21 protein-coding genes are annotated in these 21,489 nt (G+C 67.6%); 15 read left to right on the top strand and 6 right to left on the bottom strand.

The features are described from left to right. Nucleotides 1–243 precede the first annotated feature (243 nt). Genes ABIB42_RS01915 through ABIB42_RS01905 form a run of 3 tightly spaced genes read left to right on the top strand, consistent with a single transcriptional unit; the run spans nt 244 to nt 3,413 of the window. A complete protein-coding gene (locus ABIB42_RS01915; protein WP_071362459.1) occupies nt 244–627 on the top strand; it encodes a hypothetical protein in 384 nt (127 codons plus the stop codon). Then, entirely contained in the window at nt 627–2,093 is a 1,467-nt protein-coding gene (locus ABIB42_RS01910) for an RAD55 family ATPase (protein WP_429247801.1), read from the top strand. Before ABIB42_RS01915 ends, ABIB42_RS01910 begins: the two co-directional genes overlap by 1 nt. Next, nucleotides 2,094–3,413: a hybrid sensor histidine kinase/response regulator gene (locus tag ABIB42_RS01905; RefSeq protein WP_429247800.1), complete on the top strand. Its 1,320-nt coding sequence runs from the start codon at nt 2,094–2,096 to the stop codon at nt 3,411–3,413. 23 nt (nt 3,414–3,436) lie between these two features. Here ABIB42_RS01905 and ABIB42_RS01900 read toward each other — a convergent pair whose 3' ends face one another. Together ABIB42_RS01900 and ABIB42_RS01895 are read right to left on the bottom strand one after the other, a co-directional pair. Next, entirely contained in the window at nt 3,437–4,630 is a 1,194-nt protein-coding gene (locus ABIB42_RS01900; RefSeq protein ID WP_429247799.1) for a pyridoxal phosphate-dependent aminotransferase, read from the bottom strand. Between the two features lie 41 nt (nt 4,631–4,671). Beyond that, nucleotides 4,672–6,204: a peptide MFS transporter gene (locus ABIB42_RS01895; RefSeq protein WP_429247798.1), complete on the bottom strand. Its 1,533-nt coding sequence runs from the start codon at nt 6,202–6,204 to the stop codon at nt 4,672–4,674. Between the two features lie 138 nt (nt 6,205–6,342). Here ABIB42_RS01895 and ABIB42_RS01890 point away from each other — a divergent pair, with 138 nt between their 5' ends. The 3 genes from ABIB42_RS01890 to ABIB42_RS01880 all read left to right on the top strand — a co-directional run bounded on the left by ABIB42_RS01890 (nt 6,343) and on the right by ABIB42_RS01880 (nt 11,338). Then, a complete protein-coding gene (locus tag ABIB42_RS01890; RefSeq protein WP_429247797.1) occupies nt 6,343–7,338 on the top strand; it encodes an amidohydrolase family protein in 996 nt (331 codons plus the stop codon). Nucleotides 7,339–7,522: 184 nt separating this feature from the next. After that, on the top strand, nt 7,523–8,743 hold the full coding sequence (locus tag ABIB42_RS01885) for a hypothetical protein (protein WP_429247796.1): 1,221 nt from the start codon (nt 7,523–7,525) through the stop codon (nt 8,741–8,743). Nucleotides 8,744–8,914: 171 nt separating this feature from the next. Continuing rightward, nucleotides 8,915–11,338 carry a TIM-barrel domain-containing protein gene (locus ABIB42_RS01880; RefSeq protein ID WP_429247795.1) on the top strand — a complete coding sequence of 808 codons (2,424 nt, stop codon included), beginning with the start codon at nt 8,915–8,917 and terminating at the stop codon, nt 11,336–11,338. Nucleotides 11,339–11,373: 35 nt separating this feature from the next. On the opposite strand, the gene ABIB42_RS01875 is transcribed toward ABIB42_RS01880, so the two are convergent. The 3 genes from ABIB42_RS01875 to xth all read right to left on the bottom strand — a co-directional run bounded on the left by ABIB42_RS01875 (nt 11,374) and on the right by xth (nt 13,520). After that, nucleotides 11,374–12,000, bottom strand: a complete 627-nt coding sequence (locus ABIB42_RS01875; protein WP_071362467.1) for a LysE family translocator — start codon at nt 11,998–12,000, stop codon at nt 11,374–11,376. A gap of 82 nt (nt 12,001–12,082) precedes the next feature. Further along, nucleotides 12,083–12,658 carry an MliC family protein gene (locus tag ABIB42_RS01870; RefSeq protein WP_005667492.1) on the bottom strand — a complete coding sequence of 192 codons (576 nt, stop codon included), beginning with the start codon at nt 12,656–12,658 and terminating at the stop codon, nt 12,083–12,085. 76 nt (nt 12,659–12,734) lie between these two features. Continuing rightward, nucleotides 12,735–13,520: an exodeoxyribonuclease III gene (gene xth / locus ABIB42_RS01865; protein ID WP_429247794.1), complete on the bottom strand. Its 786-nt coding sequence runs from the start codon at nt 13,518–13,520 to the stop codon at nt 12,735–12,737. A gap of 178 nt (nt 13,521–13,698) precedes the next feature. Between xth and ABIB42_RS01860 the strand changes: the two genes are divergently transcribed. From ABIB42_RS01860 to ABIB42_RS01820, 9 genes are all read left to right on the top strand, one after another. Next, nucleotides 13,699–14,529 (top strand): ABC transporter substrate-binding protein, encoded by an 831-nt coding sequence (locus tag ABIB42_RS01860; RefSeq protein ID WP_429247793.1) that lies wholly within the window; start codon nt 13,699–13,701, stop codon nt 14,527–14,529. An 8-nt stretch (nt 14,530–14,537) separates the two neighbouring features. Then, nucleotides 14,538–15,230: an amino acid ABC transporter permease gene (locus tag ABIB42_RS01855; RefSeq protein ID WP_083415404.1), complete on the top strand. Its 693-nt coding sequence runs from the start codon at nt 14,538–14,540 to the stop codon at nt 15,228–15,230. Nucleotides 15,231–15,240: 10 nt separating this feature from the next. Beyond that, complete coding sequence (locus ABIB42_RS01850) at nt 15,241–15,933, top strand: amino acid ABC transporter permease (RefSeq protein ID WP_005667498.1); 693 nt, start codon at nt 15,241–15,243, stop codon at nt 15,931–15,933. Nucleotides 15,934–15,946: 13 nt separating this feature from the next. Next, nucleotides 15,947–16,675 (top strand): amino acid ABC transporter ATP-binding protein, encoded by a 729-nt coding sequence (locus ABIB42_RS01845; protein WP_005667499.1) that lies wholly within the window; start codon nt 15,947–15,949, stop codon nt 16,673–16,675. 86 nt (nt 16,676–16,761) lie between these two features. After that, nucleotides 16,762–17,178, top strand: a complete 417-nt coding sequence (locus tag ABIB42_RS01840; protein WP_005667500.1) for a secondary thiamine-phosphate synthase enzyme YjbQ — start codon at nt 16,762–16,764, stop codon at nt 17,176–17,178. 111 nt (nt 17,179–17,289) lie between these two features. After that, nucleotides 17,290–17,829 carry a hypothetical protein gene (locus ABIB42_RS01835; protein WP_005667502.1) on the top strand — a complete coding sequence of 180 codons (540 nt, stop codon included), beginning with the start codon at nt 17,290–17,292 and terminating at the stop codon, nt 17,827–17,829. 187 nt (nt 17,830–18,016) lie between these two features. Then, entirely contained in the window at nt 18,017–19,669 is a 1,653-nt protein-coding gene (locus ABIB42_RS01830) for a hybrid sensor histidine kinase/response regulator (RefSeq protein WP_051205089.1), read from the top strand. Nucleotides 19,670–19,757: 88 nt separating this feature from the next. Further along, on the top strand, nt 19,758–20,264 hold the full coding sequence (locus ABIB42_RS01825) for an aldo/keto reductase (RefSeq protein WP_429247792.1): 507 nt from the start codon (nt 19,758–19,760) through the stop codon (nt 20,262–20,264). After that, nucleotides 20,261–20,743, top strand: coding sequence for an aldo/keto reductase (locus tag ABIB42_RS01820; RefSeq protein ID WP_429247791.1), 483 nt, complete (start codon nt 20,261–20,263; stop codon nt 20,741–20,743). The genes ABIB42_RS01825 and ABIB42_RS01820 overlap by 4 nt, the downstream gene beginning before the upstream one ends. On the opposite strand, the gene ABIB42_RS01815 is transcribed toward ABIB42_RS01820, so the two are convergent. After that, complete coding sequence (locus ABIB42_RS01815) at nt 20,740–21,486, bottom strand: pseudouridine synthase (RefSeq protein WP_005667505.1); 747 nt, start codon at nt 21,484–21,486, stop codon at nt 20,740–20,742. The two genes, ABIB42_RS01820 and ABIB42_RS01815, sit on opposite strands and share 4 nt — an antisense overlap. Nucleotides 21,487–21,489: the final 3 nt, after the last annotated feature.

Genomic DNA, 21,489 nt, shown 5'->3' with positions numbered 1-21,489 from the left:
TTATTGCTCGGCGATACACATCTTAGCGGGGAAACAGGTGGATGCCTATCGCATGTTTGTATCGTCAATACGCGTCGTCCGCATTGTGCGCTGCAACTTTAATCATCGGATCGTCGGGGAATGGCAGGAAAGCCAAGATATAATGTTCGTCAATCTATCGTCAGGCAAGCACGACGATTCCGCGCGAGAGTGTGCATGGACCTTTCATGAAGATAACGGCAGCAATTGCTATTCAACCTAGACATGATGACGAGTAAGGGCGGCCCCGGACGTTCTGAAGAGCATATCCAGCTCATCCAATCCTGGCGGCGCCTGGCCGACCAGTTGGGTCCGCTCATCGGTGACAGCGGCTTTTGCGCGCTGTATGGACGGGCATGCCGTCTGGTCGGTCCCGAATTCAAATGGCTGGCCGAGACGCCGCCATGCAAGACCCGCGACTCCCAAATCACCACGCTGGACGAGCTGCTCGCCAGCGTGGCACCCGACCACGCAAAAGCCGCGCATGCGGCGCTGCTCCAGACGTTTACCGAGTTGCTGGCGTCCCTCATCGGCCAGGCGCTCGCACGGCGCCTGCTCGATGCCGCCGCGCGGGACGGGGAAGAGAAGAATGCACAGGAGCACAAGTAATGAGCGATAAAGTATCCCTTGGAAAGCTGAGCACGGGCGTGCAGGGGCTCGATGTTCTCCTGGGGGGAGGGCTGAGCGAATTTTCCTTCAACCTGATCGCCGGGCCGCCGGGGTCGGGCAAGACCACGCTCGCCCACCAGATCATGTTTTCGCTGGCCAGCAACGAGCGCCGCGCCCTGTTCTTCACGGTGCTGGGCGAACCGCCCCTCAAGATGCTGCGTTACCAGCAACAGTACAGCTTCTTCGACATGGACATGGTCGGCACCTGCGTGCGCTATGTCAACCTGGCCGAAGACCTGCGCGCGGGCGATTTCAGCGGCGTGCTGGCGCGCCTGATGAAGGAGGTCGAGGATTTCTCGCCGAGCCTGGTGTTCGTCGACTCCTTCCGCTCGGTGGCGCAGACGGCGCGCGCCGGCAACGAGGGCGTGGCCGACCTGCAGCACTTCATCCAGGATCTCGGCACCCGCATGACGAGCTGGCAGGCCACCACCTTCCTGATCGGCGAATACCTGCACGGCGACGCCGAGGCGAGCCCGATCATGACGGTCGCCGACGGCATGATTTCGCTGACCCCGGTGCACGAGGATAACTCGGTGGTGCGCAAGATGCGGGTGGTCAAGATGCGCGGCCAGGCCCACCTGGGCGGCTCGCACACCTTCCGCATCACCGACGATGGCATCCGTGTGTATCCGCGCATCCTGCCGCCGCTGGCGGCCGACCATCACCAGGGGGCGCGGGTCGACCGCGATGCGGCGCGCATTCCCACCGGCACGCCCGATCTCGACGGGCTGCTCCACGGCGGCCTGCCGCAAGGCCACTCGCTGCTGGTATCGGGCCCGAGCGGCTGCGGCAAGACCATCCTCGGCACCCGCTTCCTGCAAGCGGGCGCCCGGCTGGGCGAGAAGGGCGTGGCGGTCTCGTTCGAGAAGGGCGCCTCGCGCCTGCGTAACGCCGAGCTGGCGGCGCTGGTCGCGAACGGCGACGTGCAGATGGTCGAAAGCCGCAAGATCGACCTCACGGTCGACGAGCTGCTCGACGAGATGAACGATGCGATCGACCGCACCGGCGCGCGCCGCGTGGTGGTCGATTCGCTGTCCGAGCTGGCGCTGTACCTGGCGCCGGAAGGCCGCAACCAGCTGCGCTCGACCGTGTTCCAGATGCTGTCCTCGCTGGCCAAGCGCGGCGTGAGCGTGCTGGTCACGATGGGCGTGGACGACGACTTCACGCAGCTCAAGCTCAGCCAGGCCGACATCGCCTACCTGACCGATGCGATAGTGATCATGCGCTTCGGCGAGAGTGGCGGCCGGATCCGCCGCTTCATCTCGGTGGTCAAGGTGCGCGGCAGCGCCCACAGCACCGACCTGCGCGAATTCCACATCGGCGACGACGGGATCAATATCGAGCCGGTGGCGACCGAATACGAGGGCGTGCTGCACGGCTTGCCCATCGCGCGCGGGACACCCTGAATGAATCTCATGGCGGCGACACCAGGCAACGACGACGGCACCCTGGCGCTCCGCCTGGCCGCGCTGGAACTCGAGGCAGAGCAGCTGCGCGGCGATCTCGCGGCCAGCCTCGCGCTGACCGCGAGCCTGCGCGAAGCGAACGAGCACCTGGTGCTGGCCGCGGTCGACGCCCAGACCTCGCGCGACGACGCCGAGGAAACCAATCGCCGCCAGAACGAATTCCTCGCCATGCTGGCGCACGAGCTGCGCAACCCCCTGGTGCCGATCAGCGTCTCGGCCAGCCTGCTCGAACGCTCGCCGGTGAATACCGCCGCACTGGCCCGCCTGACCGGCGTGATCCAGCGCCAGGTGGGCCATATGGCGCACCTGCTGGACGACCTGCTCGACGCCGCCCGCCTGAGCAGCGGCAAGATCACGCTGGCGGTCGAGCCGCTGCGGCTGGCCGAATTGATCGAGCACGCGGCGGAGACCGTCATGCCGCGCGTGCGCGAGCGCGGCCAGGAGCTGGCGATCGCGCAGGCGGCGGATACCCTGGTGGTCGAAGGGGACCGGGTGCGCCTGACCCAGGTGTTCACCAACCTGCTCAACAATGCCTCGAAATACACGCAGGACGGCGGCCGCATCGCGGTCGCGGCCCGGGTCGGCGCCGACGGCCTCGTTGCGGTCACCATCGACGACAACGGTTCCGGCATGTCCATCGAGACCATCGGCCGCGCCTTCGACCTGTTCACGCAGGGGCCGCGCACGCTGGCGCGCTCGGAGGGCGGGCTCGGGGTTGGCCTGAACGTGGTGCGCAATCTGGTCACCATGCACGGCGGCAGCGTCGGCGCCGCCAGCCCGGGGCTGGGGCGGGGCAGCACCTTCACGGTCTCGCTGCCGCTGTCGAGCGCCGCGGCGCCCAGCGGGCTCGCCGATGGCGCCGCGCCGGTTGGCGGCGGCATCAGGCGCCGGATCCTGATCGTGGAAGACAATGTCGACGCCTCGGACGTGCTGCGCATGCTGCTCGAAGTCGAAGGGCACCAGGTGGAAATCGCCGGCGACGGCCATGCCGGCCTGGCGCTGGCGCTGGAAGGCCGCTTCGACGCGATCGTGTGCGACATCGGTCTGCCGGGCCTGGACGGCCTGGAACTGATGGCGCGCCTGCGCGCCGCTGGCGCGGACGCGGGCACGGACAACAACCGGCCGCTGACGATCGCCCTGTCGGGCTATGGCCAGCCGCAAGACCGCGAACGCGCGCTGGCGGCCGGCTTCGACCGCTACCTGGTCAAGCCGGTGGCGCCCGGCGTGCTGATCGGGGCGCTGGCGGGCGTGGCGCCTTAAGGTCGGCGGCTACGCCACCGACCTCACACGAACAGGCGCCGCAGCCGCGCCACCGCTTCCTCGATCCGTTCGTACTTCGTCGCATACGAAAAGCGCACGTGGCGCTGCGGCGCCGCCACCCCGAAATCGTCGCCCGGCACGATCGCCACATGGGCATCCTGCAGCACCGCCATGCTGAACGCCGCGCTGTCGCCGCGCAGCGGGTGCGCCACGCGGTCGAGGTCGGCGTACACGTAGAAGGCGCCGTCCGGCATCACCGGCACCCCGAAGCCGAGTTCGCGCAGCGCCGGCACCAGGTAGTCGCGGCGGCGCTGGAATTCGCGCCGGCGCTCCTCGAAGATCGCCAGCGCCTCGGGCTGGAAGCAGGCCAGGGCCGCGTGCTGGGCCACGGTCGGGGCGCAGATGAACAGGTTCTGGGCCAGCTTCTCGAAGGTCGGCACCAGGCTGTCGGGAACCACCAGCCAGCCCAGGCGCCAGCCGGTCATGTTGAAATACTTGGAGAAGCTGTTCACCGTGATGACGTCCGGGTCGAGCGCCAGTGCGCTCAGGGGCTGGTGGTCGTAGGACAGGCCCTGGTAGATCTCGTCGACGATCGCGAAGCCGCCGCGCGCGCGCACCGCCGCCAGCATGGCGCGCAGCTGCTCCGGCGTCATCGAGGTGCCGGTCGGGTTCGACGGCGAGGCCACCAGCACGCCGCGCGTGCGCTCGGTCCAGCGCTCGGCCACGTGGTGGGCGCCGAGCTGGTAGCGGTCCTCGTGGGAGGAAGGCACCAGCACCGGCCGGCCCCCGAAGCTGGCCACGAAATGGCGGTTGCACGGATAGGACGGGTCGGGCATCAGGACTTCGTCGCCTTCGGACACCAGCGCGGCGCAGGCCAGCAGCAGGCCGGCCGAGGCGCCGGCGGTGATCACGATGCGGCGCGGGTCGATGTCCAGGCCCTGGGTCGCGGCGTAGTGGCCCGCGATCGCCTGGCGCAGCTCGATCAGGCCCAGCGACTCGGTGTACTGGGTGACGCCGCCGCGGATCGCTTCCATCGCGGCGCTGGCGACGATGTCGGGCGCGGTGAAATCGGGCTCGCCGACGCTCATGCTGATGACGTCGTGGCCGGCGCGTTTCAGTTCGCCGGCGGCCTTGACCATCTCCATGACGCGAAATGGTTCGATCGCGTGCACGCGCTGGGCGACCTGGAGCTGGCGGTTGGGGGTAATGAGAGACATGCTGGATGGCAGGGAGTGAAAATCCCTGCCATCTTACTGGATTACGCGTGGGCGTGATGCGCCGCGGTCAGGCGCCGCATCAAGGGCAGGGCGGCCAGCGCGATGAAGGTGCAGGCGATCGCCGCCAGGCCCAGCTTGTTGAACAGGTTCGTATAGATCGGCAGCGTCTGCAGCGGATCCGTCATTCCCTCCGGCACGCTGGCCATGGTGGCCACCAGGCCGCCCAGGTATTGCGAGATGCCGACCGCGACGAAATAGGCCCCCATCATGAAGCCGCCCATGCGCGCCGGCACGTAGCGCGCGATCATCGCCAGCCCCAGGCCGCTCACCAGCAGCTCGCCCAGCGAATACAGGCCGTAGCCCGCGATCATGATCCACGACGAGGTCAGGCCATTCACGGCGAAGGCGCCGGCGAAACCGTAGGTGAAGAAGCCGGCGGCCACCACCGCGAAACCGAGCGCGAACTTGGCGGCGATCGACAGGTCGAGGCGGCTGCCGCTGGAACGCGTGTAGATCCACGCCAGCACCGGGGAGAGGACCATGATCCAGATCGCGTTGAGCGCCTGGAACTGGGCCGGCGACCAGGTGAACAGGTGGCTGCCGAACAGGCTGAAATCGAGGTCGACGTTGCGCAGGGCGAACAGCGACAGCGAGGTCGACATCTGCTGGTAGAAGATGAAGAAGAACACCGTCTGCAGGGTCAATACCAGCGCCGCCACCAGGCCGGCGCGTTCGCTGGCCTGGCTGGTGCGGATCAGGTGGATGAAGATGCCCAGCACCACCAGGCCGGCGACGTAGACGAACAGGCGCGCCAGCCACTGGTATTCGAGGATGAAGGTCGAGGCGATGACGGTGAGCACGCCGCCGCCCAGTACCAGCGCCAGCTTGCCCCAATTCAGCGGTAATTCGTCCGGCGGCGAGCCGATATGGTTGACGGTGCGGCGCAGCACGCCGACCGTCAGCAGGCCGACCCACAGGCCGACGCTGCACACGGCGAACGCCATGTGCCAGCCCAGGTCACCGCCCGAGGTGGCGTTGAAATGGTCCTTGATCGCCGGCGTGGCCAGCATCGAGACGGTCGAACCGACGTTGACCGCCATGTAGTAGATGGTGAAGGCGCTGTCGATCTTGGCGTCGTCGCCCTCGTAGATCTTGCGCACCAGGTTGGCGGTGTTGGGCTTGAACAGGCCGTTGCCGACCACGATCACGCCCAGCGCCACGAAGGTGAGCCAGGTGCCGCTGACCGGAATCCCCATCAGGGCGTAGCCCAGCGACAGGATGATGGCGCCGATGATCATGCAGCGGCGCGTGCCGAGCACCTTGTCGCCGATCCAGCCGCCGATGGCCGGGGCCACGTAGATCAGGGCCGCGGCGGCGCCCCACACCAGGGTGGCGCGGGTGTCGTCGAAGCCCAGGCGCTGCACCATGAAGTAGACGATCAGCGCCTGCATGCCGTAGTAGCCGAAGCGTTCCCACAATTCGATCAGGGCGATGGTCAGGAAGGAGCGGGTCTGGGTGACGGGCGGGTCGGCTGGGAGCCTGGCGCCGAGGTTCGGCTGGTGCGGCTGCTGCATATGATTCCTTTGACAACGGCGCCGGGCGAGGCCGGCGCAAATCCGATGATTCTATGCCATCCGCATCGAATCCGCAGCCTTGACAGCGGGTGGTGACATTGCGCTAACATGGGCCGGATTTCAGACAACGAGGTTCGCATGAGGCGATTGAGCATCACCACCGGCGCCATGGTCTGCGCCGCCATGGCGGTGGCGGCATCCGGTCCGGCCCGGGCCGGCGAGGGCGCCGCGCCGGCGCGCCTGGCGCCCGCGGCCGACCACCACCAGCACCTGTTCAGCCCCGCGGCGGCGGCCTGGATGTCGTCCTCGATTGCGCTGGCGCCGGTCGACGCCGACGAACTGGTGGCGCGGCTGGACGCGGCCGGCGTCAAGCGCGCGGCGGTGCTGTCGGCGGCCTATGCCTATGGCCTGCCGGCGCGCACCATCGACCATGAATACGCCCGCGTGCGCGCCGAGAACGACTGGGTGGCGGCCCAGGCCGCGCGCCATCCGGAGCGCCTGGTGGCCCTGTGCAGCTTCAATCCGCTCAAGGACTATGCGCTGCTCGAACTGGGGCGCTGCGCCACCAGCCCCGGCTTCGGGCGCGGCATCAAGCTCGACTTCGCCGCCTCCGACGTCCAGCTCGACCAGCCCGGCCACGTCGAGCGCCTGCGCCAGGTGTTCCGCGCCGCCAATGCGCGCGGCATGGCGATCGTGATGGACATGCGCGCCTCGCGCGCCCTCGGGCGGCCGTATGGCGCCGCGCAGGCGCGCGTGCTGCTCGAGCAGGTGCTGCCGTATGCGCCCGACGTGCCGGTGCAGGTGTCGCACCTGGCCGGCAACGGCCCCGGCTTCGGCGACACGGCGGCGCGCGAAGCGCTGGCCGTGCTGGCCGAGGCGGCCGCGCGGCGCGATCCGCGCATGCGCCAGGTCTGGTTCGACGTGGCGACGGTGGCGCAGGCCGACCTGCCGGCCGACGCGGCGCGGCGCCTGGTGCGGCGCCTGCGCCAGCTCGGCCTGGACCGGGTGCTGTACGGTTCGGACCCGGGCGGCGACACCGGGTCGCCGGACGGCTGGGAGGCCTTCCTGCGCCTGCCGCTGGACGACGCCGAAACCGCGCGCGTGGCGCGCAACGTGGTGCCGTACCTGCGTTGACCGGCCTGGCGACGGCCAGGGCCAGCTGATGCAGCTGAACCTGGGCGGCCGAGGCGCGCTTACACAATCATGACATTCTGCCGACAATAATCCTCCAAACGCCGCCAGTGCCTTGCCTAGAATCCCAGTCTCCGGAACGAGGGCCGCAAGCGGCCGTCGGTCCATTCATCTGACTGGGATTCGCATGCACCGACACCTCTCCTTCACCATCATGGGCGCGGCCTGCGCGCTGCTGCTGGCCGCCTGCGGCGGCTCGGGCAACGACTACCAGACGCCGCCACCGCCCGTCTCCGTCGAGCCGGTGGCGACCAGGCTCGATCCGCTCTCGAGCACCGCGCGCGCGATGGACAGCGTGGCCTTCTACGGCGGCAGCGCCTACCTGTCGCTGGCCAACAGCGCGACCGAGGGCTCGGCGGTCCTGAGCGCGAAGCTGCCGCTGTCGGCGAGCTCCACCTGGAGCCCGGTGGGCCTGGGCGCCTGCGCCATGGGCCCGGTCGGCGACTTCATCATGCGGTCGCCGAAGCTCAAGATGGTGGACGGCGACATGTGGCTGATGCAGCCATGGGCCGACACGCCTGACGCCAGCAACGGCCATTCGACCTGCACCCTGGTGGCCAATAGCGCCAGCTTCGTGCCGCGCGACGGCGACCTGCGCACCTGCAATCCCTACTTCTGCGAGACCCTGTCGATGCAGGACATCAAGGGCGCCAACAACCGCCTGTACAGCAATGCCGGCGCCGGCAACAACCTCCTGACCTCGAAGGACAAGGGCAACACCTGGCAGGTGATCCGCGGCTCGAAGGATTCGCAGATGTGCTATCCGTCCAAGTTCCACGTGCTGGGCGACCGCGTGCTGGTCGGCGGCGAATGCCCGCTCGACTTCGCTTTCGTGGAGGCCTATCGCCTGACCGGCGACGGCGGCGCGCTGGCCAGCGAGGACAAGCTGCCGATCGCCCTGCCCGAGATGGAGAACCGCAACGTCCAGTTCATCGAATCGGTGCCGGACACGCAGATGGTGTTCGTCGGCGTCGAGGGCGGCCTACTGCGCAGCGTCGACAACGGCAACAGCTTCAAGTTCGTGATCCACGAACCGCTATCAGGCGGCAAGGGCTATCCCTACATCGGCGCCTTCCTGCCGCTCAAGGGCAAGCCGGATACCCTGGTGGTCGGCGGCTTCGACAAGATGCATGGCCGGCCTTATCTGGCGTGGTCGCAGGACAGCGGCAATTCGTGGACCGATATCTCGGCGCTGGTGCCGGGCTACCAGCGCGCGACCGACGACGAGTACAGCACGCCGTCGGTGTCCGCGCTCGCCCAGGATCCGGACGGCCGCATCATCGTGGTGACCAACGAGCGCGCCGACGGCCAGGGCCGCCTGATGCAGCTGACACTCGGCGCCAACTGAGGGGGCGAGCCGAGGGGGCGAGCCGAGGGGGGCGAGCGCAGCTTCAGATTGGCTTCAGCGCCCCGCGCCTGCCCATGGCAACGCCGGGCGTTTCGTTTGCGTCAAGACTGTCTGTGAGGGCGGAATTCTGTCATGCTCTCGCCTGCATCTCACCACAACGATAATGAAGACATGACCAAAGCCTTGACGACCCGCCTGGCGCTCAGCCTTGCCGCCTTCCCGCTCGCCGCCAGCCCGCTCGCGTTCGCCCAGAACGCCGAACGCCAGCTGGCCGGCGTGACGCGCAACCAGAATACCCTCGAGATCGCGACCAACGACGGCCGCTACCTGATCAAGCCGTATTCGAGCACGATCGTCGAGACCACCTTCATCCCCAAGGGCGAGCGCTTCGATCCGGCTTCGCACGCGGTGATCCTGGCGCCGGTGCAGGTGCAGGCCACGCTCAGGGACGAGGGCGGCCGCCTCACCTACGCCGTCGACGGCGGCATCAGCGTCACGGTCGACAAGCGGCCGTTCCGTATCAGCTATGCTTACAAGGGCAAGCCGCTGGTGGCCGAGAAGCGTGGCTTCGGGCGCGCCGACGGCATGGATGCGATCGAATTCGCGCTGGAAGACGGCGAGGCCCTGTACGGCGCCGGCGCGCGCGCGGTCGGCATGAACCGCCGCGGCCACCGCTTCCAGCTCTACAACAAGGCGCATTACGGCTATGCCGAGCGCTCCGAGCTGCTCAACTATACGATTCCGGTGGCGTTGTCGTCCAAAAAATATGCGATCCACTTCGACAATCCGCAGACCGGCTGGCTCGATTTCGACAGCCGCAAGGACGGCACGCTGCGCTACGAAGTGATCGGCGGACGCAAGACCTACCAGGTCGTGGCCGGCGACAGCTGGGAGCACCTGATGGCCGGCTACACCGGCCTGACCGGCCGCCAGCCGCTGCCGCCGCGCTGGGCCTTCGGCAACTTCGCCAGCCGCTTCGGCTACAAGACCGAGGCCGAGACGCGCGCCGTGGTCGACAAGTTCGCGCAAGAGAAGATCCCGCTCGACGCCGTCATCCTCGACCTCTACTGGTTCGGCAAGACCGTGCAGGGCACGATGGGCAACCTGGCCTGGGACCGCGACACCTTCCCCAACGCCGAGAAAATGATGGCCGACTTCAAGGCCAGGGGCGTCAAGACGGTGGTGGTCACCGAACCGTTCGTGCTGACCACGTCCAAGCGCTGGGACGAGGCGGTGGACAAGAAGGTCCTCGCCACGTACAAGGCGGGCAAGCCCTACACCTACGATTTCTATTTCGGGAACACGGGCCTGATCGACATCTACAAGAAGGAGGGGCGCGACTGGTGGTGGAGCATTTACCGCGACCTCAAGAAGGGAGGCGTCACCGGCTGGTGGGGCGACCTGGGCGAGCCAGAGGTGCATCCATCCGATCTGCAGCATGCCGCCGGTTCGGCCAACCAGGTGCACAATGTGTACGGTCACGACTGGGCGCGCCTGATTGCCGAGGGCTACCAGCAGGAATTCCCGGCCGAGCGCCCCTTCATCCTGATGCGCGCCGGCTACTCGGGTTCGCAGCGCTTCGGCATGATCCCGTGGTCGGGCGACGTCGCGCGCAGCTGGGGCGGCCTGCAGTCGCAGATGGAGATCTCGCTGCAGATGGGCATGCAGGGCCTGGCCTATATGCACTCCGACCTGGGCGGCTTCGCCGGCGCCGTGCTGGACGACGAGCTGTATGTGCGCTGGCTGCAGTATGGCGTGTTCCAGCCGATCTTCCGTCCGCATGCGCAAGAGGCGGTGGCGTCCGAACCGGTGTTCCGCTCCGAACGTACCAAGGTGCTGGCGCGCGAGGCGGTGTGGCTGCGCTATGCGATGCTGCCGTATAACTACACCATCGCCTTCGACAACGAGCAGACCGGCATGCCGCTGATGCGTCCCCTGATGTTCGTCGAGCTGGACCCGGCCCAGCCGGCCGAGCGTTCGACCACCTATCTGTGGGGGCCGGACTTCCTGGTCACGCCGATCGTGCAGCCGGGCGCCACCCGCGCCGAGGTCTACTTCCCGAACAGCGGCAGCGTATGGTTCGACTTCCATACCGGCCAGGCGCACCAGGGCGGCATCCTCGAGACCGTAAAGCCGGTCGAAGCCAACATCCCGGTCTATGTGCGCGCCGGCGCCTTCGTGCCGATGGCGAAGGTGGTGCAGACCACGCGCGATTACACCGGGCGCGAGATCGACCTGCACTATTATCACGATGCGTCGGTGAGCGCCTCGAGCGGCAAGATGTATGACGACGACGGCGAGACCGCGGGCGCTTATGAGCAGGGCAAGTACGAGATCGTGCGCTTCGACAGCAAGTATACGGAAATGAGCGCCGGCAAGCGGCTCGAGATCGGCTTCAAGACCGAGACCGGCAAGGCGATGCAGGCGAAGGAACGGGCCTTCGCGCTCAAGGTGCACAATGTGCGGGCGAAGCCGCGTGGCGCGACGGTCGATGGCCGCGCAGCGCGCTTCGTCTTCAACGCCCAGCAGCACCTGCTCGAAGTGCAGGTCCCGGCGCGCAGGGGCCAGGCGGCGCAGGTCGCCATCGAGCTGTAAGGACGAACGGCGCGGTTCACCGAACCGCGCTTTTTTTAGCGCGCCACGATCAGGCGCAATCCCAATCCGATGAACACCGCCCCCGCGATCCGGTCCAGCCACATGCCGGCCGTGGGCGTGCGGTTGAGCCACTGGCCGATCGTCCCCGAAAAATAGCCGAGCGCGCCGAAGATGACGGCGGCCTGCAGGGTGAACACGATGCCCAGCAGGCCGATCTGCAGGTTGGCGTCGCCGCGCGCGGCGACCACGAACTGGGGTAGAAAGGACAGGAAGAACAGCACCACCTTGGGATTGATGGCCGCGGCCACCAGCCCCTTGACGAACAGCCGTCCGGCCGGTTCGTCGGATGCGCCGGCAGTCGTCACGCGCGCGCCGCCGCGACTCTTGACCGCGCCCCAACCCATCCAGATCAGGTACAGGCCGCCCGCCACCTTGAGCGCGGTGAAGGCCGCCGGCGAGGCCGCGATCAGCGCGCTGACGCCGATCACGGCCAGCACCGTATGGCTGATGCAGCCGAAGGCGCACCCCAGGCCGAAGGCGATGCCGCGCAGGCGGCCCTTGGCGATGCCGGTGCTGAGCACCATCAGGTTGTCGGGGCCGGGCGAGAGGGTGATCAGGACGGCGGCGGCGAGAAAGCCGAAGAGTTGTTCGGGCGAGAGCATGCGGGTGTCTGAAAATGAAACGGACGAACAGCTTAACGCATGTCCGTCCGTCGTGACAGAGCCGGGACAGGCTCCTGCAGGCTTACGACTTCTTGCAGCTCAGCTCCTTGGCATTGGCGCCCCATTTGATGGTGACCTTGCCCTGGTGTTCCTTGAATTCCTCGCTGCGGTTGCCGTAGGCGATGCCGCTGGCGGTCTTTTCGCCGCGCAGCAGCACGTGTTCCTTGTCGCGCACCGCGACCATCGAGGCCGGCGTGGTGTCGAGGAAGGTGGCGCTGATCTTGCTGCCGTCGCCGCAGGTGAAGGCGACCGGACCGGTGGTCTTGACCAGCTTGTAGGTCGATTGCAGCTGCAGCAGGCGGCTGCCGTAGGCGTTGTTGAGGCAGCCGTTCATGTCTTTGGACTCGGCGCATTGCTTCACGCCGTCCCACCACTTGGTGTGCTGTTCCTGCAGTTCCTTGCCGGCGCCGGCGTCGAGTTTTTCGAGCGCGGCGCGGTACAGGGCGTAGACCATGCCTTCGGATTCGGCCGAACCCGGCGCCTGGCAGATCTTGGCTTCGGCGGCGCCGATGCCGCGCGCGCAGAAGCCGGGCATCGATACGGCCTGGGCGCCCAGCGGCAGGGCCAGGACGGCGGCGGCGATGAGTAGTCGTTTCATGGTGTGCTCCTTGTTATGCGAGGGTGGGGCGGCGATGCGGCGTCATGCGCAAGCGCCGGTCAGGTAGTTCACGTCCTTACTGTGCGATCTTCGCCGGATCCAGTTCGACCCAGGTCGGCGCGTGGTCGCTCGGCTTTTCGCGGCCGCGCACGAACTTGTCGACCCCGGCGTCCTTCAGCGCCGGCTGCAGCCTGGGGCTGAGCAGCAGGTGATCGATGCGGATGCCGGCGTCGCGCCCGAAGGCGTTGCGGAAGTAATCCCAGAAGGTGTAGATCGTCTCGTCCGGGTGGATGGCGCGCAGCGAATCGAGCCAGCCCTGGTCGATCAGGCGCTCGAAGGCGGCGCGGGTCTCGGGACGGAACAGGGCGTCGTCGACCCAGCGCTCGGGCTTGTAGACGTCGCGCTCGGTCGGGATGACGTTGAAGTCGCCCGCCAGCACCGCCGGTATGCCTTGCGCCAGCAGCTCGAGGCCGCGCAGGCGCAGGCGCTCCATCCAGGCCAGCTTGTAGTCGAACTTGGGGCCGGGCGCCGGGTTCCCGTTCGGCAGGTAGAGGCCGGCAATGAGGATGCCCTTGTAGACCGCCTCGATGTAGCGGCTTTGTTCGTCGGTTTCGTCGCCCGGCAGGCCGCGCTGCACCTCTTGCGCCGGCTCGCGCGTGAGGATCGCCACGCCGTTCCAGCTTTTCTGGCCGTGCCAGAGCGCGTGGTAGCCGGCGTCCTGGATCGCCTGCAGCGGGAATTTGTCTTGCGGCGCCTTGAGTTCCTGCAGGCAGACGACGTCGGGCTGGCGCTCGCCGAGGTACTGGACGAGGGCGTCCAGCCGGCTGTTGATGCTGTTGACATTGTAGGTTACGACGAGCATGGCTTCTCCGATCGGGTTGAGGTAATTATGACAACAATTTCTTGTGGTCGGCGCACGGCTAGCATCGCCGGCGCCACGCTATATGAGTTTTTCGACATTTTCTTATGGCAAATTAGTCGTTTTTCGATATAAGCGTTTGTTCTATACTCGCAAGATCGACATCCTAGCCGGAGCATCAATGTTCACTCGCCGTCACCTTATCCTGAGCACCTTCGCCCTGGGCGTCTCGCTGTCCGCCGGCCTGGCGCACGCCGACCAGCTGGCCGACATCAAGAAAAAGGGGCAGATCGTGTTCGGCGTGCTCGGCACCGATGAACCGAACAGCTTCATCGACCCGACATCGCGCCAGCTGGTCGGCTACGAGATCGACATCGCCAATGCGGTGGCGAAGAAGCTGGGCGTGAAACCGGTGTTCAAGCAGATCTCCGTCGCCGCCCGCATTCCCGAGCTGCAGCAGGGCCACGTCGACATCCTGGCCGCTTCGCTCACCCACAACAAGGAGCGCGAATCGCAGGTCGATTTCGCGCTGACCCACTTCGTGACCGGTTCCAAGGTCATGGTGCGCGCGGCCAGCGGCATCACCGGCTTGCCGCAACTGGCCGGCAAGAAGGTGCTGACCGTGCGCGGCGGCACCCAGGAAACGAATATCCGCAAGGCGGTGCCGAACGTCGAGGTGGTGACGTTCGAGAACACCCAGCAAGCCTTCCAGGCGCTGCGCCAGGGGAAAGGCGTCGCCTACGTCAACGACGAATCCTCGCTGCTGTCCGACTACGGCAAGCTGGGCCCGGCCGCCAAGGGCTTCACGATCCTGGCGCCGTCGATCGGCAACGAGCCGCTCGCGCTCGGCCTGCGCAAGGGCGAGAAGGGCCTCAAGGCGGTGGTCGACCAGACCCTGCGCGATCTGGAAAGCAGCGGCGCCGCCCAGCAGCTGTTCAATAAATGGTATGGCCCCGGCACCCGCACCAACCTCGCCAAGCGCAGCTTCAAGATTCACACCGACCAGATCTGAGCCTGGTCTTGTTCTTCGATCCGACCATCCTGCAGTCCGGCGAGTACCACGACTGGCTGGTGCAGGGCTTCATCCTGTCGATCCAGCTGACCGTCATCAGCTTCGCCTTCGCGCTGCCCTTCGGCGCGCTGGTGGCGCTGATGCGCACCTCGACCTTCGCGCCGCTGCGCGCGCTCGGCGCGACGCTGGTCGAGGCGATCCGCAACGTGCCGCTGCTGGCGCACCTGCTGTTCTGGTACTTCGCGTTCCCCGAACTGCTGCCGGAGTCCGCGCGCGAAGTCCTGTACGCGAACAACCCCGAAGTGGTCTGCGCCGTCATCGCATTGACGCTGTACGCCGGCGTGCACATGGCCGAGGACATCCGCAGCGGCATCCGCGCGGTGCCCGCGACCCAGCTCGAGGCCGCGCGTTCGCTGGGCCTGGGGCGGGTGGCCGCGGTGCGCCTGGTGCTGCTGCCGCAGGCGCTGCGCGCCTCGGTGCCGCCGCTGCTGTCGCAGACCGTCAACCTGTGGAAGGACACGAGCGTGGCCACCGTCATCGGCGCCGCGGAGTTGATGTACCAGGCCGCGCGCGTGGAAACGGCCAGTTTTCGCAGCCTGGAGGCGTTCACCTTCGCCACGCTGGCCTACCTGACGGTCTCGCTCGTGATCTCGCTGCTCGCTTACCTGTTCCAGCGCCGCTATCCGGTGAGGACGGCCTGAAAGACGACGGATGCTCGAACTGATCGATACCTACTGGCTGTACTTCCTGGTCGGCCAATATCCTGAAGGGCCGCTCGGCGGCCTGGTGCTGACCATCCTGCTGTCGGGCGCCGCGCTGGTGCTGGCGATGCCGCTCGGCCTGCTGCTCGGCATTGCCCGCGTCAGCCCGTATCGCGCGATCAGCCTGCCGGTGGCCGGCCTGGTGCAGGTGGTGCGCGCCGTGCCGCTGCTGCTGGTGCTGTTCTGGGTGTATTTCTTCCTGCCCGCCGTCACCGGCGTCAAGACCTCGCAGGCGACCACGATGCTGATGGTGCTGGTGGTGTTCGACAGCGTCTACCTGGCCGAGATCGTGGCCGCCGGCCTGCGCGCGTTGCCCAAGGGGCAGCTGGAGAGCGCCCGTTCGCTGGGCCTGGGCTATGGCGCCGCGCTGCGCCACGTGGTGCTGCCGCAGACCCTGCGCCATGGCCTGCCGTCGATCGTCAACCAGCTGGTCTCGACCATCAAGGCGACCTCGCTCGGCTACATCATCGGTCTGTCGGAAGTGTCGTTCATCGCCACCCAGATCAATACCCTGGTGTTCACCCGGGCGGTGGAGGTGTACCTGATCCTGGCGCTGACCTATTTCATCCTGTGTTTCGGCCTGTCCCGCCTGGCCTTCCTGCTCGAGCGGCGCCTGCAGCGCCACAGTGCGCAAGCTTCATGAAAGTCCACCAACGATGATCGTCCTCGATAACGTCAACAAATACTACGGCGACTACCACGCGCTGGTGGACATCACCGAGCGCGTCGGGAACAACGAGGTGCTGGTGGTGTGCGGGCCGTCCGGCTCCGGCAAGTCGACCCTGATCCGCACCCTCAACCGGCTGGAAGAGATCGATTCCGGCCGCATCGAGATCGACGGCCGCGACATCCACGCCAGGGGCCTGGATGTCAACGCGCTGCGCGCCGGCATCGGTTTCGTGTTCCAGAGCTTCAATCTGTTCCCGCACCTGACAGCGCTCGAGAATTGCACGCTGGCGCCGGTCAAGCTGAAACGGGCGACCAGGGCCGAGGCCCGCGAACACGCCATGGGGCTGCTCGAGCGGGTCGGCCTGGCGCACAAGGCCGACGCCTATCCGAACGCGCTGTCGGGCGGCCAGCAGCAGCGCGTGGCCATCGCGCGCGCGCTGGCCATGCGTCCGCCGATCATGCTGTTCGACGAGCCGACCAGCGCGCTCGACCCCGAGATGGTGGGCGAGGTGCTGCAGGTGATGCGGTCGCTGGCGGGAGAGGGGATGACGATGGTGTGCGTGACCCACGAGATGGGCTTTGCGCGCGACGTGGCCGACCGCGTCTGGTTCATGGCCGAAGGGAAGATCCTGGAACAGGCCACGCCGCAGGAATTCTTCGCCCATCCACGACACCCGCGCGCGCAGCAGTTCCTGGCCGACCGCCGCCGGGATTAGGCGAGGCTAGGCGAGACCAGGCGAGACTAGGCGAGACGCCCCGCTGGTATGATGGAGCCCCACGGCTTCGATCACAGGACAGCGGCATGGCGCACCAATCCATCCTCGAGTTTTCCACGGGCGGCCGCGGCACCCGCGACATCACGCGCGACGTCGCCGCCGTGGTCGCCGCATCCGGCGTGCAATGCGGCCTGGCCCATGTATTCGTGCAGCACACCAGCTGCTCGCTGCTGCTGACCGAGAATGCCGACGGCGACGTGCGGCGCGACCTGGAAACCATCGTCGCGCGCCTGGCGCCGGACGGCGATCCGGCCTACCGCCACGACGCCGAAGGGCCGGACGATATGTCGGCCCACGGCCGCACCATGCTCACCGACACTGCGCTCACGATCCCGGTCGGGGCAGGGCGCATGCTGCTCGGCACCTGGCAGGGCATCTACCTGTGGGAACACCGTACGGCCCCGCACCGGCGCCGCGTGGTCGTCACGGTGCTGGGCGACTGAAACGTATGCATATTATGACGGCGGCATGGAATCCGCTCCCGGTGTAGATCGGTGCCGCGACTTCTGGTAGTGTGAGGCGCTTGAGCTTCTTCACCTCCAGCCGGGAATTCCATGAATGCCGCTTCCGCCAGCCGTCGCCGCATCCTCCTGACTCTGCTGGCGCTGTGCGCCGAACTGGTGCTACTGGCCCGCGAGCATCTGCATGGCGGCGTGCTGTCGCATCACCTGCTGGCCAATCCCGAGCTGCCTGCGGTGTCCAACTGGTGGGGCCTGCTGCTGGTGCCGCTGCTGACCTGGTGGACCGTCGGCAGGGTCGAGCGCCGCGCACGGCTTGCCGCCACTGGCGGGCTTTCGCGCAGGCCGGCTCCCCTCGTCGCCTTCCTGTGCGCGCTGGCCTACGGCGCCACGCTGGCGGCGCTGTTCGCGGCCGGCAGTCCCCTGGTCGACTACGTCTTCTTCGGCCTGCTGGCGCTGGCCCTCGTGGTGCGCCTGTGGCATGCCGAATACCTGCTGGGCTTCGTGCTGGCCATGAATTTCGTGGCTGGGCCGATCCTGCCGGCCATGTTCGGGGCCGTCATCGCGCTGTTTTCATGGCTGGTGCATGCGGCGGGGCGCGCGTTGTGGCGCCGGCTGCGTCCGGGCGTGGCCTGAGATAATCACTGGCTGCTACTATCTCGCACAAGACTGACCGCGCCGGCGTGATGGCCACGGCGCTGCGTTCGCGAGACGCGCGGCAAGCTTTCCAGGACGTTCCGTGTGGCCGCAAGCGCCGCTTTGTTCCTATAATTGGTGGCCAGCCGGCATGTTCTCGGCCCGTTTCCGCCACCTCCAACTATCCATGACGTCCAGCACCGCCACCCTCGACGAAGAAGCGCGCCTCGCCGTCCTCGATTCCTACGGCATCCTCGACACCCCGCCCGAGCGTTCGTTCGACGACGTCGTGCGCCTCGTCAGCCAGTTGCTGGCCGCGCCGATCGTGGCGGTCAACCTGATCGCGCGCGGCCGCCAGTGGTTCAAGTCCGAGATCGGCCTGGGCATGCGCGAGATGCCGCTGGACGATTCGATCTGCCGCTTCGCGCTGCTCGAGGAGCAGCAGCTGATCGTGCCCGACACGCGCGAGGACCCGCGCTTCCGGTGCAATCCGCTGGTGACGAAGGACGCCGGGCTGCGCTTTTACGCCGGGGCCCTGCTCAAGACGCGCGACGGCGTCCCGCTCGGCACCTTGTGCGTGCTGGACAACAAGCCGCGGCCGCAGGGCTTGAGCGAGCAGGAGCAGTTCGTGCTGGCCACCCTGGCGCACCAGGTCATGAGCCAGATCGAGCTGCGCAAGGCGATGACCGAGCAGGAGGCCCTGATCGCGGCGCTGCGCCAGGCCGACCAGCGCAAGGATGAATTCCTCGCCATGCTGGCCCACGAGCTGCGCAATCCGCTGGCGCCGATCGTCTCGGCCGCCACCATGCTGTCCAATTTCAACCTCGACCCCGCGATGGTGCAGCGCGCCAGCGAGATCGTGGCGCGCCAGGCCGGCCACATGACGTCGCTGATCGACGACCTGCTGGACGTCTCGCGCGTCACCCGCGGCAAGGTGGAGCTCGAATTGCGCGAACTGGAATTCAAGGACGTCATCGCCGACGCCGTCGAACAGGTGCGCCCGCTGATCGAGAAGCACCGGCACCGCCTGACCGTCGACCTGCCGCCGGCGCGCGCCATCGTGGTGGGCGACCGCAAGCGCCTGGTGCAGGTCATGACCAACCTGCTCAGCAACGCCGCCAAGTACACGCTCGAAGGCGGTCACATCGAGGTGCGCCTGACGACGGACGGCGGCGCGCTGGCGGTCGACATCCGCGACGACGGCATCGGCATGTCGCCCGACCTGATCGCCAGCGCCTTCGACCTGTTCGCGCAAGGGGCGCGGGGCCTGGACCGCAGCCAGGGCGGCCTGGGCATCGGGCTGGCGCTGGTGCGCAGCCTGCTCAAGCTGCACGGCGGCGCGGTCAGCGCCAGCAGCGAAGGTCCGGGGCAGGGCAGCACCTTCCACGTCAGCCTGCCGCTGTCGACGCGCGCCCAGGTCGAGCGGCGCGCGCGCGACCGCAGCCCGCCGCGCGCCAGCGTGCCGGCGCTGCGCATCGGCGTGGTCGACGACAACGAGGACGCGGCGGTCACGCTGTCGCTGCTGCTCGAAACCCTGGGGCACACGGTGCTGGTCGCGCACTCCGCGCGCGAGGCCCTGGCCGCGCTGCCGGCCTTCGGGCCGGATGTGTGCCTGCTCGACATCGGCCTGCCCGAGATGAACGGCTACGAGCTGGCCGCCGCGCTGCGCAAGCAGCCAGGCGCGGCGCAGGCGATCCTGATCGCGGTGAGCGGCTATGCGCAACAGAAGGACCGGGCGCAGGCGCTGGCGGCGGGCTTCCACGACCTGTTCGCCAAGCCGGTCGACCTCGACGTCCTGGGCGCCGCCCTGATGCAGATCGAGAGCCGGCGCGCGGCGTGAAGGCGATGTTGCGCTGCAGCGCTGGCGTGCGCCGGCAAGGTCGCGCGGCAGGCAGAATCTGTCCGATCAGTCGAGAAAGGACAGAACGATGACTCAGCGTTACCAACCCATCACACGCCTGGGCCTGGGCGGCACCGGCCTGGGCGATATGTACCACAAGACCAGCGAAGAGGCTGCGCAAGCCACCGTCGACGCCGCCTGGGACGCCGGCATCCGCTATGTCGACACCGCGCCGCACTACGGCGCCGGCCTGTCCGAGCACCGTTTCGGCCAGGCGCTGCGGCGCCGTCCGCGCAACGAATACACGCTGTCGTCCAAGGTCGGCCGCATCCTGGTGCCGAGCGAGACGCCCGAGATCGCCGATCCCTTCGTGGGCGGCTTGCCGTTCCGGCGCGTCACCGACTACACGGCCGACGGCGCGCGCCGCTCGATCGAGGACAGCCTGCAGCGCATGGCGCTGTCGCACATCGACATCGTGTATGTGCACGACCTGTCGCCGGACCGCTTCAGCCAGGCCGAGTACGAGCACTACTACGCCATCGCGGCCGGCCGCGGCGGCGCCTTCGAAGGCCTGGTCAGGCTGCGCGAGGAGTGATCAAGGGCTGGGGCCTGGGCGTGAACACGGTCGACCCCTGCCTGCGCGCGCTGCGCGACTCCGATCCCGACATCTTCCTGCTGGCCGGCCGCTATACGCTGATGGAAACCACGCCCCTGGAAGAACTGTTCCCGCTGTGCGAGGAACGCGGCGCGAAGGTGGTGCTGGGCGGGCCGTTCAATTCCGGTTTCCTGGCCGGCGGCCCGAACTACGACTACGGCCCGGCGGACGACGACAAGATCGCCCGGCGCGAACGGCTGCGCCAGGTGGCCGCGCGCCACGGCGTCGACCTGCCGGCGGCGGCGCTGCAGTTCGGGCTGGCGCATCCGGTGGTGGCGGCGACCATTCCCGGCGCCAGCAGCGTGGCGCACCTGCAGCGTAACGCGGCGCTGATGGACATCGTCATCCCGCCGGCGTTCTGGGAAGAATTGAAGGCCGAGGGCCTGCTGGCGAGGGAGGCGCCGCTACCGAACGGTTAGAACTGCTCGTCCGGGGCCAAGTAACGCCACTGGCCTTCGGGCAGGTTGCCCAGCTTGACCTTGCCGATGCGCACGCGCTTGAGGCCCACGACCTTCAGCCCGACCATATCGCACATGCGCCGGATCTGGCGCTTCTTGCCCTCGCGCAGGGTAAAGCTCAGCTGATCCTCGTTCTGCCAGCGCACCTTGGCCGGCAATAGCGGCTTGCCGTCCATCCACAGGCCGTGGTTGAGCTTTTTCAGGTCGCTGTCGGGCAGCTTGCCCGGCTTCGTGTACTGCACCCGCACCAGGTATTCCTTGTCGACCGAGGTGGTCTCGCCGATCAGGTGCTTGGCGATGCGGCCGTCCTGCGACAGCACGAGCAGGCCCACCGAATCGATGTCCAGCCGGCCGCACGGCACCAGGCTGCGCAGCTGGGTCGGGTGGAACTGCTCCTTCGACGGGTCGTCCGCCCAGCGGTTCTCGGGCTTGATCAGGGCGACGGCCGGCGTGTAGCCATCCTCGGCCTGGCCGCTGACGTAGCCGACCGGCTTGTTGATCAGGATGGTCACGCGTTTCGATTGCTCGGCCGCGGCCTGGCGCTCGACCGTGATGCGCTGGTTCGGCAACACCTTGCTGCCCAGTTCCGAGACAACCTTGCCGTCCACCCGCACCCAGCCGCGGGCGATCCATTCATCGGCTTCGCGGCGCGAGCACAGGCCGAGTTCGGACATACGTTTGGAGAGGCGGAGCGGTTCGGTCATCGA

Source organism: Massilia sp. UYP32 (assembly GCF_050434365.1).
GTDB classification, from domain to species: Bacteria; Pseudomonadota; Gammaproteobacteria; order Burkholderiales; family Burkholderiaceae_D; genus Telluria; species Telluria timonae.
Note: the sequence above shows the minus strand (reverse complement) of the source record. Positions and strands in the feature narration are given on the sequence as shown.

Bases quoted from the DNA above. Each gene is read 5' to 3' on its own strand.
- ABIB42_RS01915 (WP_071362459.1), top strand. From the start codon at position 244: ATGATGACGAGTAAGGGCGGCCCCGGACGTTCTGAAGAGCATATCCAG.
- ABIB42_RS01910 (WP_429247801.1), top strand. From the start codon at position 627: ATGAGCGATAAAGTATCCCTTGGAAAGCTGAGCACGGGCGTGCAGGGG.
- ABIB42_RS01905 (WP_429247800.1), top strand. From the start codon at position 2,094: ATGAATCTCATGGCGGCGACACCAGGCAACGACGACGGCACCCTGGCG.
- ABIB42_RS01900 (WP_429247799.1), bottom strand. From the start codon at position 4,630: ATGTCTCTCATTACCCCCAACCGCCAGCTCCAGGTCGCCCAGCGCGTG.
- ABIB42_RS01895 (WP_429247798.1), bottom strand. From the start codon at position 6,204: ATGCAGCAGCCGCACCAGCCGAACCTCGGCGCCAGGCTCCCAGCCGAC.
- ABIB42_RS01890 (WP_429247797.1), top strand. From the start codon at position 6,343: ATGAGGCGATTGAGCATCACCACCGGCGCCATGGTCTGCGCCGCCATG.
- ABIB42_RS01885 (WP_429247796.1), top strand. From the start codon at position 7,523: ATGCACCGACACCTCTCCTTCACCATCATGGGCGCGGCCTGCGCGCTG.
- ABIB42_RS01880 (WP_429247795.1), top strand. From the start codon at position 8,915: ATGACCAAAGCCTTGACGACCCGCCTGGCGCTCAGCCTTGCCGCCTTC.
- ABIB42_RS01875 (WP_071362467.1), bottom strand. From the start codon at position 12,000: ATGCTCTCGCCCGAACAACTCTTCGGCTTTCTCGCCGCCGCCGTCCTG.
- ABIB42_RS01870 (WP_005667492.1), bottom strand. From the start codon at position 12,658: ATGAAACGACTACTCATCGCCGCCGCCGTCCTGGCCCTGCCGCTGGGC.
- xth (WP_429247794.1), bottom strand. From the start codon at position 13,520: ATGCTCGTCGTAACCTACAATGTCAACAGCATCAACAGCCGGCTGGAC.
- ABIB42_RS01860 (WP_429247793.1), top strand. From the start codon at position 13,699: ATGTTCACTCGCCGTCACCTTATCCTGAGCACCTTCGCCCTGGGCGTC.
- ABIB42_RS01850 (WP_005667498.1), top strand. From the start codon at position 15,241: ATGCTCGAACTGATCGATACCTACTGGCTGTACTTCCTGGTCGGCCAA.
- ABIB42_RS01845 (WP_005667499.1), top strand. From the start codon at position 15,947: ATGATCGTCCTCGATAACGTCAACAAATACTACGGCGACTACCACGCG.
- ABIB42_RS01840 (WP_005667500.1), top strand. From the start codon at position 16,762: ATGGCGCACCAATCCATCCTCGAGTTTTCCACGGGCGGCCGCGGCACC.
- ABIB42_RS01835 (WP_005667502.1), top strand. From the start codon at position 17,290: ATGAATGCCGCTTCCGCCAGCCGTCGCCGCATCCTCCTGACTCTGCTG.
- ABIB42_RS01830 (WP_051205089.1), top strand. From the start codon at position 18,017: ATGACGTCCAGCACCGCCACCCTCGACGAAGAAGCGCGCCTCGCCGTC.
- ABIB42_RS01825 (WP_429247792.1), top strand. From the start codon at position 19,758: ATGACTCAGCGTTACCAACCCATCACACGCCTGGGCCTGGGCGGCACC.
- ABIB42_RS01815 (WP_005667505.1), bottom strand. From the start codon at position 21,486: ATGACCGAACCGCTCCGCCTCTCCAAACGTATGTCCGAACTCGGCCTG.